Raw genomic sequence first — 15,055 nt, forward strand, 5'->3', positions numbered from 1 at the left:
AATGTAAGCCGCGTTTCTTCAATTGCCAAGGGAGTCTAGCATTTTAGGTCGCACCCGGCTCCCCCTCGCACGGGTAGGTTTTCAGTTGCGCGGCGCCTTAGCGCTTCGCGGCGGATGACAAAAGAGCCGCCGCTGTACAGCCGGAGCACCGCTCCTCCCAAGGTTGCCCTTAGAGGGACGCCGCTCCGCAGCGACCGATGGACGCCATGCGCCAAAGATTCGAGACGATCCAAACGGATAGGTTTGCCGCCGTTTATCAATTTTAGTTCATCGGCAAGAAACCGTAAGATAATCTCCTCGGGCTCGCCGGCGAGTGACGAAATATCCGCGCGGAAAACACCCAGTTCCCGCCTCGCTTCGAGCGCTGCTGTGACCGCCAAGGTCCGCTGGGTGAGCGCAGCGTCGGCCCTCGCGGCGCGCCGCCCAAGCCGGATCAAGGCTTTCCGGTCGAGCCCTTTTTCGGCGAAAAATCCGTTCAAGTGGCGCAGCCTTGTCCGGGCAAAAGTCAGATCGTGGTTCGTCGGATCGCAGACGAAGGGGTGCGCCTTCGACTCACACACGGCCAGAAGCTCTGCCTTGGTAAATTTCAATAATGGACGAGCAAGGATAATGCTATTTCTCTCGCTTGAACTTTGCATCCCGGCCAATCCTGAAATTCCACTTCCCCGCAGCAGCCGGAACAAAATCGTTTCAGCTTGATCGTCCGCATGATGTGCAGTCATGATATGGCAAGCGCCAACCCGGCCCGCATATTGTGCCAGAAGGCTGTAGCGGGCCTCGCGCGCGCGTTCCTGGAGCCTGGATTCCGGCTTTGTTCCCTCCCAGTTGAGAATTGCATGCGGCAAGCCCAGCGCAGCGGCCCAGCTTGCAACCTTTTCGGCCTCACCGCGCGACTCGTTCCGCAATCCATGATCTACGGTGGCTACATAAAGCGGTGGCGGCATGGCACAGCCGCGCACCCATTCCGCCGCGAGCAGCATCAAGGCGACCGAATCCGGACCGCCGGAAACGCAGAGAAGGATTCCGCGTGCTTGCTCCCAAGGCCTGAACACAGCCGCGAGACTGGCCGCCGGAAAAACTGTGTTGCTTGCGGCGCGCGGCAATTTCTTGGCGGTTTTCGACAAATTGTCCCGCCCGCCATGCAGTTCGAGGAGATCAGTTTGCATCGGCGGGCGCCCTCAACATTGCGCGCGTTTGGCCTCCCGCTCGGCGCCAGCCTTGACCATGGCCGGAGCATTGGGATATTTCCGGTCGATTTCCCCGTAGGTCGCGCAGGCTTGCTCCTTTGCGCCGAGGGCGCTGAGGGACTGACCAAGGCGAAGAAGAGCCGCCGGAGCGCGGGGAGACTCGGGATAATGGGTCGATAATTTTAAATATTGTTCCGCCGCCTCCCGCTGTCGGCCGCGCAGATAGTAGCTTTCGCCGAGATAATACACCGCGTCGGACGCCAGCTTGTTTTTCGGGTTCTTTTCCAAAAACCCCGTGAAACCTTTTTCGGCGTCTTCATAAGACTTTTGTTTGAGAAAAGCCAAAGCGGTATCGAACTCCAGTCTGGCAGAATTGGGCGCTCCCGCGATCACCGTGCCACCCGGGGTTGTGACGACAGCCGTGGACGGCGCGCCTGGTTTGGCCGCAGTCTCTGCCGCAACTCGTCCGGCCGTGCGAGACCGCCCGTTGGAGAGGTCCAGGGGCGCGCCGGGATCATTTTGTTCCGTGTCGGATGCCGCGGTCTCGTCGCGCCGCATGCTGCTTGCGGCCGGCCTCGACGCCGATGCCGGGCTGCCCAGGGGACGCGGGGCCCCCGGCGCGGCAGGATTTTGTGATGGATCGAATGCATCCCCCCGGCCGGCCGGTCGCGATGGCGCGGAGGCGCCAGGCGCCCCGAGCACGTCATCTGCAAAGGGCTGGGCTTCCGGGGCCTCGCTGCGCTTCTGCGGAGGCTTGGCGGCCGGGGCCGCTGGCGCACTGTCGTGGAAGCGGAAGTCGACATCCTCTTGAAATTTCTTGAGTTGCTCTTCGAGCCTGCGATTCTCGAACTGCATTTGTTCAAGCTGGCCGGTGATCTGCCGCATCTGGCTTTCAAGGCGCCCAATCCGGACGAGGAGTTGCGCGCCATCGGACGGCTCTCCGGCGAAAGGGGCATCGCCCGGCTCCCCAATATCTCCCGGCGGCCGCCCATAGCCTTGCGCAACGGCGATCTCCACGACGCCAAGTCTTAGCGGCGCGCCCACGATGCACGCCACCCCAGCAAGGATGGCCATCACCGAAATTCGCGGCAACCCGCACAAAGCCGACTTCTTTCCGACGATCATGAGCGAGAACCTGAAAATCGCGAGCCGCCAAATCAGCGGTATCAATCAAGCTACCAAAAATTCGTGCAAAATATGAAGAATTTGACTCGCCATGCGCAATTTTGGACTGCTTGAGCGGCCGTTGAAATGAGCAATCTTGCCCTCATGCTACCTCGGTGCAAGCCGCGAGACAATCACATCAGGGACAAACCTGAACCGGCTGTACAACCCATTGGTAGCCATTCCAAGCGCTGCGATTCTCGACCCAGCAATTTGGACCGCCATAGTAAGGTTGCGCTCCGGCGGCGGCACCCGCGGCCACGGCTCCCGCGACGAGCCCCCCGACGATACCGGCGGCAGCGGCCGCGCCAGCACCGCCTCCATAACCGTAGCCGCCACCGTAGTAGCCATATGCCCGGCCTCCGTGCCAGCCATGATGATGCCCCGCATAGTGGCGGCCGGCATGCCGCGGAGCCGCCGACGCTGTATCAGGTGCTCCGAAGGGGAGGGCAATGAATATTCCCAGCGCGAATACTGCCGTTTGCCGTTTTCCCAATCCCGCCATAAGTTTTCCCAATCCTGTCATAATTCACTCCCTGAATTTCAATAGAAAATTTTCTCTTGGAAATTAGAGTTCACTTGGAATTTAAATAGGTCCGCGAACAGCAATGCCTCGCTGAGAGCCCGGTTTCTTAGCAGAATTCGCGGTGCCTGTCATAACCTCTTGAGAAACAGCGTTTGGAGCTGAGGCGTCGATGGCACAGAAACGATTTGGAACCGACGGTATACGGGGGCTTGCCAATGCCGCGATCACGCCCGAACTTGCGATGAAAGTCGCCCAAGCGACAGGCATCGTTTTTCAACGCGGCGAGCACCGCCATCGCGCCGTGATTGGCAAGGACACTCGCCTCTCCGGCTATATGATCGAAAACGCTCTCGTCTCTGGCTTCACCTCAGTCGGGGTCGATGTGTTGCTGCTCGGGCCGATGCCGACGCCAGCCGTCGCCATGCTGACCCATTCGATGCGCGCTGATGTCGGTGTCATGATTTCCGCCTCGCACAACCCTTACGAGGACAATGGCATCAAACTGTTTGGGCCGGACGGATACAAGCTGTCCGATGCGGTCGAAGCAAAGATCGAAGCGTTGCTTGACCAGCCATCCGCCCTCAAACTCTCAAAGCCAGCCGATCTCGGTCGTGCCATGCGGGTGGAGGGCGACCGCGCCCGTTACATCGAATTCGCCAAACGCACGCTTTTGCGCAACCTTTCGCTTGATGGCATACGCATCGTCGTCGATTGCGCCAATGGCGCGGCCTACAAGGTTGCTCCAGAAGCCTTGTGGGAATTGGGTGCCGAAGTCATTTCGATTGGTGTCGAACCAGATGGTTTCAATATCAACCGGGACGTTGGATCCACCGCGCCAGCGGCCCTCATCAAGAAAGTCCGGGAAGTGCGCGCCGATATTGGCATCGCGCTCGATGGCGACGCCGACCGGCTGATCGTTGTCGATGAAACTGGAAGGCTCGTCGATGGCGACCAGCTGATGGCAGCGATCGCACAGAGCTGGAAAGACGACGGGCGCTTGGCGCGGCCAGGCATCGTCGCGACAGTGATGTCGAACCTCGGCCTCGAACGCTATCTCGAAGGAATTGGACTTAGCCTCGCGCGCACCGCCGTCGGCGACCGCTATGTCCTCGAACATATGCGGGAACATGGGTTCAATCTCGGCGGCGAGCAATCCGGCCATATTATTCTTCTCGATCATGGCACGACCGGCGATGGCCTGGTCGCGGCTTTGCAGATCTTGGCAATCAAAAAACGGAGCGGCAAGCCGATCAGCCTTGTGTGCCGCTGCTTCGAACCCGTACCTCAGATCTTAAAAAATGTGCGATCGAAGGCCGAACGGCCTCTCGCCGACGCCCATGTCACCCGGGTGATCGAGGATGGACGTGAGAAACTCGGCAAAAACGGCCGCCTCGTCGTCCGGGCGTCAGGCACGGAACCGCTCATCCGCGTCATGGGCGAAGGTGACAACCGCGATCTAGTCGAGCAAATCGTTGATGACGTCTGCGCGGCGCTTTCGGCCTCGGCGCAGGCCGCGTAAGGCTCTCATGTTCCGAAAAAGTTGCGCGACTTTTTCGATCAGAACAGGCTCCAACTCTTTGAATTGGAGCGATTCCTTATCGATCAGATGAGTCCATCTGATCGGAAAGCGCTCTAGCGGCGGCGGGCAGGCGGTGGCGCGAACATCGCGCGGCATGCCGGGCTGAGCTTGGCTTTTAGGCGCGTCATGCAATTATACACCTGAGTCTCGTCTGGGATTTGGTCGGGGCAAAGGCGGAAGGCATCATCCTGACATGCTTGCTCTTCCTGCGCGCGTGTTTGGCCGAGGGCTGCAGCCGGCACGGACAGAGACGCGGCAAGGACAAAGAACGCGGATTTCATTTTCATTCCGTGAGGCCCTTATTTCAAAGGATTGGAAAAGCGATGTTGAGGCGGAGCTGTCTTGAACACGATCCTGCCAGATAAATCCAGCCCAGACGTCGCTGCCCACTAAAAAAATGCCCAATCATGCCTTCGGCGATTGCTTAAGCACTCAATCCGGTTCTTGGGGATAATTTTCGCTCATCGGAGAGTTGGCTTATTCCCCGGAGACTTGGGTGGCGTCACCGGTACCGCCGGTTTTTGAACCATCAATGTTCTTCGCTGGCCCGTCGAGCACGCGCCGCACCTTCCTGGCGAGCCTTTCCCGATCATAGGGCTTGCTCAAAAACTCCACGCCCGGATCAAGACGGCTGTTATGGACGATCGCATTCTCGGTATAACCCGAGGTGAACAAGACTTTGATTGCGGGATTGATGTCAGCAGCCCGTTCGGCAAGTTTGCGGCCATTGATCTGTCCCGGCATCACGATGTCCGTAAACAGCAGCGAGATTGCCGTGTTCTTTTCAAGAACAGAGATGGCCTCGATCCCGCTTGATGCCTCAATCACCTCATAGCCGAGACTCTCCAGCATGGATGCGACAGTCGTCCGGACAATTTCGTCGTCATCGACCAAAAGAATGGTTTCAGTTCCTGTGAGCGAGAGTGCCGCAGTTTGACGCGGCTGCGAAAAGACTTCCTCGAATTCGCGGGGAAGATAAAGCTTAACGGTCGTGCCCTCGCCGATCTCGCTATAGATTTTCAGATGCCCGCCGGATTGTTTGACAAAGCCATAGACCTGAGGAAGCCCGAGTCCCGTGCCCTCGCCGACAGGCTTCGTCGTGAAAAACGGATCGAGGGCGCGCATGGCTGTCGCCGCATCCATTCCCTTGCCGGTGTCGGTGATCGCGAACATCACATATTGACCGGGGACCACCTCCGGGTGGCCGGCCGCGTAATCTTCGTCGAGCGTCGCATTGGCCACTTCGATTGTGAGCTTGCCGCCCTCAGGCATCGCGTCGCGCCCATTGATCGCAAGGTTTAGGACGGCCGTCTGAAACTGAGTCGGATCAATGCTGGTGTTCCAGAGACCGCCGCTTGTGACATATTCCACGGTGATTTTGTCACTGACCGCCCGCCGCACCATCGGCAGCACCTCCGACATGAGGGCACTGAGGTTGGCGATCTGCGGCTCTAGCGGTTGCCGCCGCGCGAAGGCAAGAAGCTGCTGGATCAGCCGCGCGCCACGTTCTGCGGCCATGGTCACCATATCGATGCGCTGGAGCGCCTGCGCGTCTTGCCCTACGGAACGCTGCAGAAGACGCGTCCCGCCAATAATGACTGTCAGGAGATTGTTGAAGTCATGCGCGATCCCTCCTGTCATCTGGCCAAGCGCTTCGAGTTTCTGGGCCTGGCGCAACGCATCCTCGGCTTGTCTCTGCTCGGTCCTGTCGAGTAAGGTCGTGACAGAGCCGCCATCCTCCGTGGGACTATGAAAAATCTCAATCGATTTTCCATCTTCCTTGCGCTCGACAAGGGCTGGTTTGCCGGTTCGCTGGACCTCGCCATCGAGGACGCCGAAATGACTTTCAAATTTATCGATATTAGGGTTCTGATGAGATTTTAGCGTGTGGCCGTACCGCATTGTGCCTTTTGGCAGCTTAAGCATTCGCTTGAACGTCTGATTCCAGGCGACGACGCGACGGTCGGCATCAAGTGCCACAATGCCTTCCCGCACGCTTTCCAGAGTTGCTTGCAGCATAGTTTTGGAAGCGGCTGCCCTGCGATAGGCCCCGGCAAGAAGAACGGCGCTGGCGATGAGCGCCACCGCCGCGATCGCGCTTCCGATGACAAAGCCCCACGCCACCTCTTGGTCCAAATCTTCCGCCGAATCTAATCTTTGCTGAAGCCTCACATGCGCCGCGTCCAGGATTTCCGTCGTATCGGCTTCGATCTCCGCCATCGATTTTTGCCCGACATCGGTGTTCACGACGGCGAGTGCCGCGGCAAAACCTTTGTCTCGGCGAATCGTGATCGTCTCCGCCAATTCATTCAATTTGGTCGTTAAATCGGCCTGGAGTTTCAGCAGACGGTGCTGCTGATCTGGCCGGTCAAAAGTGGCTTGCTGCAAATCGCTCAGCAATTGCGGAATGCGGGTCTTTGCTTTTTCATAAGGAGCAAGATAGTCGTCGCGGCCGGTGATCATATAACCTCGCTGGCCGCGTTCCGCGCTTTGGATTTCCCCGCAAAGATCACTCGCGGTACGCACGACAAAGAATGAGTTGAGAATTTTTTCGTGCACCGAACGCGCAGCGGGAACGTTACCGAAAACCTGGTACAACGAGATCGCCGCGAGAAAAACGAGGGGCACGGCGGCGATGAGAATGGCGGGAAGGATGTCGGCGCGAGGGGTCGAAATCCGTTCCATCTTCGCCGGCTCCATTTTATCGCGCATTCTCTTCGGCTGGCGTTCGCCAGCAACTTTGCTGCAGCGTCAAAGCTCCTTGCCGCTCCTTGCTGTTGGACGAGACACGGCGTGAACCTGGTCTTATATATTATGTCGTAGCGCCGGGCACGCGCCCATTTCCATAAAATTTCCTGGATGACCCCAACAGAGCCGTGGCCATGTTCTCTTCAGAAGAAATCGAACGCTATGCGCGCCATATCGTGCTGCATGGGGTCGGCGGGCCTGGCCAGCAGAAGCTGAAGGCGGCGCGAGTGCTTGTCATTGGCGCGGGCGGTCTTGGATCCTCCCTCATTCAATATCTTGCGGCGGCCGGCATTGGCGAGATCGGAATTGCCGATGACGACGTCGTCTCGCTGTCTAACCTGCAGCGCCAGGTTCTGCATGGCACGTCCGACATCGGCCGTGCCAAGGTCGACAGCGCGAGCGCCGCGATCGCAAGATTGAACCCGCACGTCAAGGTCACCGCGCTGCGCGCCCGGCTCACGGCAGATAACGCCCGTGCCGTGATCAGGGCCTTCGACGTCATCGCCGATGGGTCGGATAATTTTGCAACGCGGTACACAGTGTCCGACGCATGTTTTTATGAAAAGCGCCCGCTGGTGACCGCAGCGGTGGGCGCGTTCGATGGCTCGCTGACGGTTTTGCGGCCTTATCAAAAAAGCCCGTCGGGGGAAGCCAATCCGACCTACCAATGCCTCTATCCTGAACCGCCGCCGGAGGGCTCGGTCGCCGCATGTTCCGAGGCTGGCGTACTCGGCGCACTCACCGGCATTCTGGGCGCGATGATGGCACTTGAAGTCATTCGCGAAATCGTTGGTTTCGGCGAAGGTCTCGTCGGCAAGCTTCTGCTCGTTGACGCTCTCAATATGCGTTTCGAAACCGTGCGTTACTGCTGGGATCCGGCCAATCCTTTGAACGGCACCGCCGCCACGTCCGCGCGCTTACCGGATTAACCCGGCGCGGCCTAACGTTGACAGTCCGCGAACCACCAACTAGACCACGCTCCCATCGGCCGCTTCTCCGTTCGGCGCGCCTCGAGCGAAGGGCTTTTTGCATCCTTTCGCCAGTCAACGGTGGGGGATAGTTCAACGGTAGAACAGCGGACTCTGACTCCGTCAATCTTGGTTCGAATCCAGGTCCCCCAGCCACGTAACTAGCTGATATTACTTGATTTTGTGGCTTTTCGTTTGCGTCGAAATTCATCCGACATGTCGGCCGGTTACGGGTCCTCCATCACCATCGTCCGGTTCCAGAGACGCAAAACCGCGGCCTGAGGCGCGCGAAGGGGCTTTGTGTCTCTGTGGCCCTTTTTCGCCCGTCAGATGTCGAGCATTGGAGTGGGAGTGGCGCGGCGTCAGGCAGGCGCAAATCCGAGAAGCCGCCGCTGCTCCTGCCAATCGTGCGGCAGATTTCTGGAGAGCATCACGAGTCGCGTCGGCGTCAGCTCGATGGGCTGTTGGCCGACCAGGATCGCGCGAACGATTTCGGGAGAGAGATACGAGAGACGAACGAGCACCGCCAGATAATCGCGCCTGACGCCGAGCCGCGCCGCCATGGCGTCAATGCTGTCATCACGGCCCGCAAGGAGCATGTTGCGCGTTGCCATCGCTCGGGCGATCAGGGAGGTAAGGCCGCTGTCGATCGCCATCGCGGCGCCGTTGCCGATCACCATACGGACGCCCTTTCCTGCTCGGCGAAGACTTGCGGTGATGGACAGGACGAAAGGTTCAATGCTAGGCATGTAATCCGAATCCGTTGTCTTGGCAGACGCGCCGGGCATTACGCTCAATACGAGCGTGGTTCGATTGAGCCATACCAAAATTTGCGCCTCGCCAATCTGGATCTGCTGGACCAGGGAATGCACGAGTGCGCGGAGCTCGAGGGATGCAAGCGTGGTCCAGCGCTCCGCTAGCTTTGCTGATCGCTCGATCACCGCTCGTTGGGTCGCGGCATCAAGGCCGAGCGGCGCGATGGCGTCGCTGATTTCCGCGTCGGACGCGAAGAGCGCGCGCAGGCGGTCGAGCACCAGCCCTTCGATGTCGCCCGCCGGAATGCGCCGGCCTTTGGGATGCTCAGAGCGGCTACCCGTGATGAGTGCGGTCGAGACATAGTATCGATACCGCCTGCCCTTCTTGACCGCATGCGTCGGAGATAGGCGAGCGCCGTCGGCATCGACAATCAGACCCGACAACAGACTTGGCGCCTCGGCGCCAACGGCCATCGACCGCTCGCGCCGACCGGCAGCGAGTCTGTCCTGAACAGAGTGCCAAAGCTCTGGCTCGATGATCGCCTCATGCTGGCCGGGGTAGATTTTCTCATTATGCGCGACCTCGCCGCGGTAAAGTCGGTTCTGTAGCATCAGGTAAAGCGCGCCGCGGGAGAAGCGCTTGCCACCGGAAAGCTGTCCGCTGGCTCCTTCCCGTCGCTTGCTTACGATGCCGGCCCGCTCGAGCTCTGCCTTCAACAGCGCGACCGAGCCAAGCTCGGCGTAGCGCTGGAAAATCATCCTGACAGTCGACGCCTCTGCTTGGTTGACGACCAGCTTCCGTTCCTTAACGTCGTAGCCAAGCGGCACATTGCCGCCCATCCACATGCCCTTGGCCTTCGACGCCGCGATCTTGTCGCGAATGCGCTCACCGGCGATCTCGCGCTCGAATTGTGCGAAGGAGAGCAGCATGTTAAGCGTCAGACGCCCCATCGAGGTCGTCGTGTTGAACTGCTGCGTCACGGAGACGAACGAGGCGTCCTGGGCATCCAGCACATCGACGATCTTGGCGAAATCGGCGAGCGATCGAGTCAGGCGGTCGACCTTGTAAACGACAATGATCTGAACCTTGCCAGCCGTGATGTCCCCCAGAAGCCGCTGCAGCGCCGGCCGCTCCATCGTGCCACCGGAAAGGCCCCCGTCGTCATACATGTCTGGGAGTGCAACCCAGCCGGCATGGCGCTGGCTCACGATATAAGCCTCGCAGGCTTCCCGCTGTGCATCGAGAGAGTTGAACTCCTGCTCGAGCCCATCGTCGGACGATTTTCGGGTGTAGATCGCGCAACGAACAATCTGGCCGGACTTCGGGCGATCAGGCTTCCGCATGGTCGCCCTCCGCGCTCTCGACTGAGCGGCCTGCGGCCTTCCTCAAACCGAAAAATCGAGGACCCGACCAATGGGCCCCCGTGATCTCGCGGGCGACAAGTGTGAGGGACCGATAGCGCCGGCCGTTCCATTCAAAGCCGTCGGCATGGACAAGCACGGCATGAGTGACGCCGCGCCATTCGCGCACAAGCCGCGTGCCGGGCTTTAATGAAATTGGGGGTGGGGGCTTTTGCGTGTCGCTTGCCTCCGAGGCGAGGTCAAGGCGTTCCAGCTTGCGCAGGATCGATTCGGAAAGGCCGCCGAGCGGCCTTTCCTGGAGCTTGTAGGTGATGCCGCGTATCAAGAGATCACGGGACAACCGCATGGGCGGCGGCGTCCGATGCAGCCGCCGCCATTCGCCACGCAGTTCGAAGATCGTCGAGGCGGAAAGCCGCGCCAGCACCTCCGCGACATCAATCGACGACTTGGCCATGTCAGCGGCCGCGGCGCGTTTCGATGCGGTAACGGCGAAAACCATCATCGGGCTTCACTGATGTAAGCGAAAATCCGAGCTTTTTCTTCACCGTACCCGCCAAAAACCCACGCACGCTATGCTGCTGCCAGCCTGTCGCCTGCATCATCTCTGCAATGCTCGTCCCCTCCGGCCGGCTAAGCAAAGTGAGCATGCGTTCCTGCTTGGTGGCACGCTCGAAGTTTGCTTCATCAGTCTTCGGTAAGATCTTCGCGGCGGCGACTCGCTCGGACTTCGAGACAACAGTCCGCGGTGATTTCTTGGCGGTGGACGAGACCTTGCGTCGGGACGGCGTATTTGATTTGGCGGCCCCCTTTTTGGGTGCGGCGTGCATGGGGTTCTGGGGCTTCTCGATGGAAAGGGTCGACATGGTCTTGGGCTCCTTTGGATCACGGCGCCGGAACTGGCGCTCGCACGACCCAAAGCCCCGCAAATCGCGGGGGAACCCTCAGTGTGCCAGCTGTTGGCCAAGTCCACCGGCAGGCACCCTAGCAATGCGTCCTTTGCGGCAGAAGTCCAGACGAATTCGGAGGCCAGAGTGCGATTGAGGCGTCGTAGTTGGGAAGCCCTGGCCGGTCGATTGACCGGGCCACCGCCAACACAACCCCACGGTGTTAGCCCCCCAAGTGCACCTGTTAATCTCAGGGCGCATAAGCGGGAGAGCACTCCCTTGGTAAGGGAGAGGCCGAGAGTTCAATCCTCTCTCGCAGCACCATTCAAACCCTCTTAAAATGTGGGTCTTTTCGACGTCATATAAGACGTTTGGGCGCAGGTAACGGCCGTTTCAGTCTGGGGAAAATCCGGGGACATGTGTTTCTAGCTTCCTGCCACCCTGTGCCGCAGAGACAGAAACGTTCTTGGCGCTATTGGCGCGGTGCGGCAAAATCCGAACCGTGTGGCACCTCCATCTCCAGCACCATGATGGCGATGATCCCATCGGTGAAAGCTTCAAGCCGCCCTTTGTGCATCAGCGGCCTTTCTCAAAATGGGAGAGCGCCCGCCGGGTAGTGGAACGTCCGGCCCAGATGACTGAGTTTATCTTCGGCTATCGTCCCTTCGTGATAATGCAGCGAGCGCACATATAACCCGCTCATTCGTGCCCCGGGAAAATATCGGTACAGTGGAGGTCTGGCCCCCCTAAGCGAAAGGCTCCTGCGCTGCGTAACGCGTCGAGATCCACGCGGCTTCCGCAGGTCCGCCCATATTGCCACAGGTATGTGTCCATCAAGACCCGTTTGCTTAACCAGATCGAGTCACAAGTGCTCATCGATCCATTGTAACAGGCGATCAGGTCTCCATTGAAGTCCGCGGCCCAGTCACCCGGCTCGGCCTGCTCTGGGTAAACAGACGGGGGTAGGTCGTCATCGGCGCGGGCCCACGTGTCACACCCCGAGAGGATAATAACCACTGCGGCGAACCGGACGGCGAAAATTATTGCGACGCGCTTGCTCATAATATTTCTCCGGAGTTCAGGTCCTTCCCCATCGCGGCTGCATTTTAAATTTTTTGCGGCTGAAAGGTTATCGAGATGCAAAAACCTATCGACACTAAGATCGAAGAACCAGCAGTAACCCTCCCAGAGACAGTGCCGACATCTGAAGACGATTTTGCTAAACTGATTTTCGAGTTCGTAGATTTTTCTCGAAAGTCTATCGCTTGCTTGATTCAGACCGGCAAGCACTTGATCGCGGGCTATGGCAACTGGACGCCCTTCGTAGAAAACGTCCTATACCCTCAGCGCACAGACATGCGGAAGGCACTGCGTCTGATGGCGATAGCCAGGATCACATAAGCTCAAAAGCGGCGATTTTGCCGTTTTTTCCGACGAGATATTTCCATGACCAAGATGTTATCTTGTCCGGGCCATTTTGCCGAAAAATCCCAGTGTCGAGAAAAGTAAAAATATGAATAGGAAGAGGTAAATAAAGAAAAACTAAATAAAATAGCGGCAGCATTTAGTTAATAATCTAGAGAAATTATATTGGGCAATATGCGCAACTGCCCGGCCCAAAAACCCTCGCCAGCGCCGATGTACCTTTACCGAAGGCCGGTCGGTTCTACGACCCTACGGTAAAGATGCCAGGTAGAATGCGCGAGAACGGGCACCACGACCGCGAGACCGGCAAAAAACAACAGGAAACCGATGGCTAAGGACCCGGCGACGATTAATCCCCAAAGCGCCATAGTGAACGGGTTCACGAGCACGGCCTTGATGGACGTTTGAATGGCGATGGGAACGTCGATTGTTGGCGTTACGACTGGGTGCTCGATCCCGACATCAAGGGCTTCAGGATCGATTGGGCGGTCGAGAAGCATCGGGAAGGAAACGACGCTCACGCTCAAGGCCAGCACAGCAAAGACGAAACCGATTCCGGTGCCAAATCCGATCAGCTTCCAGCCTTGCGGCGTGTCGAAGATAGTCGTGATGAATTGGGTGAACGACTGAGGCGGCGCGGGTCCAAGGAGCGACACGTAAAGAGCCTGGGCCGCAAAGAGCCAGCACCCGAATATCACCAGCATTAAGAGGCCGAGCGAGAGGATGGGGAATATCGCATGCGAGCGCACCACGGCGAATGCATGTTTCCACGAGGTGTCGAGGCCAAGCTCCCGCGCTTGGCTTATCTCATATAAGCCAATTCCCGCAAAGGGGCCAATGAGAGCGAACCCTGATAGAAGGGGGAAGATCAACTGCGGAGACGCGCCGACAACAAGCCCGATCCCGACGAGAGGATAGATGAGACCCAAAAAAACGAGGTGCGAAGGTTTCGCCGAGAAATCAGCGAGACCTTTGGCTAAAGCGTCCTTGAGGTCCCCTGGGCCGATCTTGCGCACACGATAGACCGGGGCCGAATCCGAACCGGTGATCACATTAGACTGTGACATTGGCGTTCCTCCCAAACCGAGTAACAAGCGGTCACGAGGTCGCAAAGCTCTGCATCGCTGCTGGTCATGCGGAACCGCGAGCTGTATTTTTAGACACCATACGCTCTCGTGCGGAAGTTGTCGCCCCTGAGGTGGAGAGAACGTGAAGCCGTCACAATTCGAAGGTCGGCGTTGGGAGGTCGGAATGGGCGCAGTGATCGCGTACGTGGTATCCGGCACAGTTGCTGCCAGCGTGGTGACGCCGGTGGATACGGTCGGCAATACCGTCGGTTCACCCGTCGTAATCGGGGGCGGAGCGCAGTCGATCGCGGTGACGCCCAATGGCAAGATGGTCTATGTCCCCAACGGTGTGCTTAACACTGTGACCCCGATCCGCACGGCAACCAACACGGCCCTTCCGCCGATACCGGTTGGCAGCGAACCGTTCGCGATGGTCGTGACACCCAACGGTAGGACCGTCTACGTCGGGAACACCAGTTCGGCCTCGGTGACGCCGATCCGCGTCTCGACCAACAGCCCACTGGCCGACATCCCGGTTGGCAACGTACCGGCCCGCGTGGTGATCACACCCAATGGCAGGACCGTCTACACGGTAAATGCCACGGACAACACCGTCACACCGATCCAGGTATCGACCCATACCGCCGGGCCGGCCATCCCGGTCGGGGGGTTCCCGAACTCCGCCGCCATCACCCCCGACGGCAAAACGCTCTACGTCGGCAACCTCAACGATTCCACTGTGACTCCGATCCACGTGCCGACCAACACGGCAGGACCGCCGATTCCGGTCGGCAATCAACCCGTCGCCATCGTCGTCACTCCGAATGGCAAGACGGCTTACGTCTCCAACCAAGGCGACGACACCGTGACTCCGATCCACGTCCGGACCAACACAGTCCTGCCCGCCATCCCAGTAGGCCACCAGCCCTTTGACATGGCCGTCACACCCAACGGACGGACGCTCTACGTCCTCAACTCTGGTGGCGACACCGTGACACCGATCCGGGTGGCCACCAACACGGCAGGCGCCCCCATTCCGGTCCCGCATCAGCCGTTCACGCTCGCCATCACTCCGGACGGCAAGACGCTCTACGTGACCGGCGGCGCCAATTTGCTCATTCCAATCCATACCTCGACCAACCATCCTGGGACGCCCGTCGTCGTCGGGGTGTCGCCCAGCGCCATCGCCTTCGCCATTCTGGGATGGCAGTTCCCTTGGTAGGGGAGAGGCGAGTTCAATCCTCTCTCGCAGTACCAGCAACTCCCTCTAAAAATGTTGGTCTTTTCGAGTCATATAAGACGTTTAGCGCAGGTAACGGCCGTTTCAGTCCGGGGAAAATCCGGGGACAGGCGTTACTAGGAGCGCTGTTGTAACGTTCCAGCGCGGGAT

The 15,055-nt window shown here is 59.0% G+C and carries 13 protein-coding genes and 1 tRNA gene; 5 read left to right on the forward strand and 9 right to left on the reverse strand.

What is annotated here, in order from left to right; genetic code table 11:
• Nucleotides 1-35: 35 nt before the first annotated feature.
• The 3 genes from tilS to QEV83_RS08615 all read right to left on the reverse strand — a co-directional run bounded on the left by tilS (nt 36) and on the right by QEV83_RS08615 (nt 2,877).
• Nucleotides 36-1,166 (reverse strand): tRNA lysidine(34) synthetase TilS, encoded by a 1,131-nt coding sequence (gene tilS / locus QEV83_RS08605; RefSeq protein ID WP_280130784.1) that lies wholly within the window; start codon nt 1,164-1,166, stop codon nt 36-38.
• A 12-nt stretch (nt 1,167-1,178) separates the two neighbouring features.
• Nucleotides 1,179-2,312, reverse strand: coding sequence for a tol-pal system protein YbgF (gene ybgF / locus QEV83_RS08610; protein WP_280130785.1), 1,134 nt, complete (start codon nt 2,310-2,312; stop codon nt 1,179-1,181).
• A 178-nt stretch (nt 2,313-2,490) separates the two neighbouring features.
• Entirely contained in the window at nt 2,491-2,877 is a 387-nt protein-coding gene (locus QEV83_RS08615) for a hypothetical protein (protein WP_280130786.1), read from the reverse strand.
• A gap of 169 nt (nt 2,878-3,046) precedes the next feature.
• Here QEV83_RS08615 and glmM point away from each other — a divergent pair, with 169 nt between their 5' ends.
• Nucleotides 3,047-4,396 (forward strand): phosphoglucosamine mutase, encoded by a 1,350-nt coding sequence (glmM, locus tag QEV83_RS08620; protein WP_280130787.1) that lies wholly within the window; start codon nt 3,047-3,049, stop codon nt 4,394-4,396.
• Nucleotides 4,397-4,509: 113 nt separating this feature from the next.
• Here glmM and QEV83_RS08625 read toward each other — a convergent pair whose 3' ends face one another.
• Both QEV83_RS08625 and QEV83_RS08630 read right to left on the reverse strand, forming a co-directional pair.
• Complete coding sequence (locus QEV83_RS08625) at nt 4,510-4,743, reverse strand: hypothetical protein (protein WP_280130788.1); 234 nt, start codon at nt 4,741-4,743, stop codon at nt 4,510-4,512.
• A 190-nt stretch (nt 4,744-4,933) separates the two neighbouring features.
• Complete coding sequence (locus tag QEV83_RS08630; RefSeq protein WP_280130789.1) at nt 4,934-7,141, reverse strand: CHASE3 domain-containing protein; 2,208 nt, start codon at nt 7,139-7,141, stop codon at nt 4,934-4,936.
• Nucleotides 7,142-7,338: 197 nt separating this feature from the next.
• Here QEV83_RS08630 and moeB point away from each other — a divergent pair, with 197 nt between their 5' ends.
• Together moeB and QEV83_RS08640 are read left to right on the forward strand one after the other, a co-directional pair.
• A complete protein-coding gene (gene moeB, locus QEV83_RS08635; protein WP_280130790.1) occupies nt 7,339-8,133 on the forward strand; it encodes a molybdopterin-synthase adenylyltransferase MoeB in 795 nt (264 codons plus the stop codon).
• 121 nt (nt 8,134-8,254) lie between these two features.
• Nucleotides 8,255-8,328 (forward strand) — tRNA-Gln (locus QEV83_RS08640).
• A gap of 206 nt (nt 8,329-8,534) precedes the next feature.
• On the opposite strand, the gene QEV83_RS08645 is transcribed toward QEV83_RS08640, so the two are convergent.
• From QEV83_RS08645 to QEV83_RS08655, 3 genes are read right to left on the reverse strand one after another with little or no spacing between them, the layout of a single operon-like run.
• Nucleotides 8,535-10,271, reverse strand: coding sequence for a recombinase family protein (locus tag QEV83_RS08645; protein WP_280130791.1), 1,737 nt, complete (start codon nt 10,269-10,271; stop codon nt 8,535-8,537).
• A complete protein-coding gene (locus QEV83_RS08650) occupies nt 10,258-10,791 on the reverse strand; it encodes a DUF2924 domain-containing protein (RefSeq protein WP_280130792.1) in 534 nt (177 codons plus the stop codon). The genes QEV83_RS08645 and QEV83_RS08650 overlap by 14 nt, the downstream gene beginning before the upstream one ends.
• The gene (locus QEV83_RS08655; protein ID WP_280130793.1) at nt 10,745-11,152 is read right to left on the reverse strand and encodes a DUF3489 domain-containing protein; all 408 of its coding nucleotides are present in this window, start codon (nt 11,150-11,152) and stop codon (nt 10,745-10,747) included. Before QEV83_RS08655 ends, QEV83_RS08650 begins: the two co-directional genes overlap by 47 nt.
• Before the next feature lie 1,158 nt (nt 11,153-12,310).
• On the opposite strand from QEV83_RS08655, the gene QEV83_RS08660 reads away from it, so the two are divergent.
• Nucleotides 12,311-12,574, forward strand: a complete 264-nt coding sequence (locus tag QEV83_RS08660) for a hypothetical protein (RefSeq protein WP_280130794.1) — start codon at nt 12,311-12,313, stop codon at nt 12,572-12,574.
• A gap of 245 nt (nt 12,575-12,819) precedes the next feature.
• On the opposite strand, the gene QEV83_RS08665 is transcribed toward QEV83_RS08660, so the two are convergent.
• Nucleotides 12,820-13,665, reverse strand: a complete 846-nt coding sequence (locus QEV83_RS08665) for a DUF2189 domain-containing protein (RefSeq protein ID WP_280130795.1) — start codon at nt 13,663-13,665, stop codon at nt 12,820-12,822.
• A gap of 184 nt (nt 13,666-13,849) precedes the next feature.
• Here QEV83_RS08665 and QEV83_RS08670 point away from each other — a divergent pair, with 184 nt between their 5' ends.
• Complete coding sequence (locus QEV83_RS08670) at nt 13,850-14,887, forward strand: beta-propeller fold lactonase family protein (RefSeq protein WP_280130796.1); 1,038 nt, start codon at nt 13,850-13,852, stop codon at nt 14,885-14,887.
• The last annotated feature ends 168 nt before the right edge of the window (nt 14,888-15,055 follow it).

Origin of the sequence: Methylocapsa sp. D3K7 (assembly GCF_029855125.1) — a bacterium.
In the GTDB taxonomy this organism is placed as follows: domain Bacteria; phylum Pseudomonadota; class Alphaproteobacteria; order Rhizobiales; family Beijerinckiaceae; genus Methylocapsa.

What these genes read in the sequence shown, in the direction of transcription:
- tilS (WP_280130784.1), bottom strand. Translation starts at nt 1,166, where the DNA reads ATGCAAACTGATCTCCTCGAACTGCATGGCGGGCGGGACAATTTGTCG.
- ybgF (WP_280130785.1), bottom strand. Translation starts at nt 2,312, where the DNA reads ATGATCGTCGGAAAGAAGTCGGCTTTGTGCGGGTTGCCGCGAATTTCG.
- QEV83_RS08615 (WP_280130786.1), bottom strand. Translation starts at nt 2,877, where the DNA reads ATGACAGGATTGGGAAAACTTATGGCGGGATTGGGAAAACGGCAAACG.
- glmM (WP_280130787.1), top strand. Translation starts at nt 3,047, where the DNA reads ATGGCACAGAAACGATTTGGAACCGACGGTATACGGGGGCTTGCCAAT.
- QEV83_RS08625 (WP_280130788.1), bottom strand. Translation starts at nt 4,743, where the DNA reads ATGAAAATGAAATCCGCGTTCTTTGTCCTTGCCGCGTCTCTGTCCGTG.
- QEV83_RS08630 (WP_280130789.1), bottom strand. Translation starts at nt 7,141, where the DNA reads ATGGAACGGATTTCGACCCCTCGCGCCGACATCCTTCCCGCCATTCTC.
- moeB (WP_280130790.1), top strand. Translation starts at nt 7,339, where the DNA reads ATGTTCTCTTCAGAAGAAATCGAACGCTATGCGCGCCATATCGTGCTG.
- QEV83_RS08645 (WP_280130791.1), bottom strand. Translation starts at nt 10,271, where the DNA reads ATGCGGAAGCCTGATCGCCCGAAGTCCGGCCAGATTGTTCGTTGCGCG.
- QEV83_RS08650 (WP_280130792.1), bottom strand. Translation starts at nt 10,791, where the DNA reads ATGATGGTTTTCGCCGTTACCGCATCGAAACGCGCCGCGGCCGCTGAC.
- QEV83_RS08655 (WP_280130793.1), bottom strand. Translation starts at nt 11,152, where the DNA reads ATGTCGACCCTTTCCATCGAGAAGCCCCAGAACCCCATGCACGCCGCA.
- QEV83_RS08660 (WP_280130794.1), top strand. Translation starts at nt 12,311, where the DNA reads ATGCAAAAACCTATCGACACTAAGATCGAAGAACCAGCAGTAACCCTC.
- QEV83_RS08665 (WP_280130795.1), bottom strand. Translation starts at nt 13,665, where the DNA reads ATGTCACAGTCTAATGTGATCACCGGTTCGGATTCGGCCCCGGTCTAT.
- QEV83_RS08670 (WP_280130796.1), top strand. Translation starts at nt 13,850, where the DNA reads ATGGGCGCAGTGATCGCGTACGTGGTATCCGGCACAGTTGCTGCCAGC.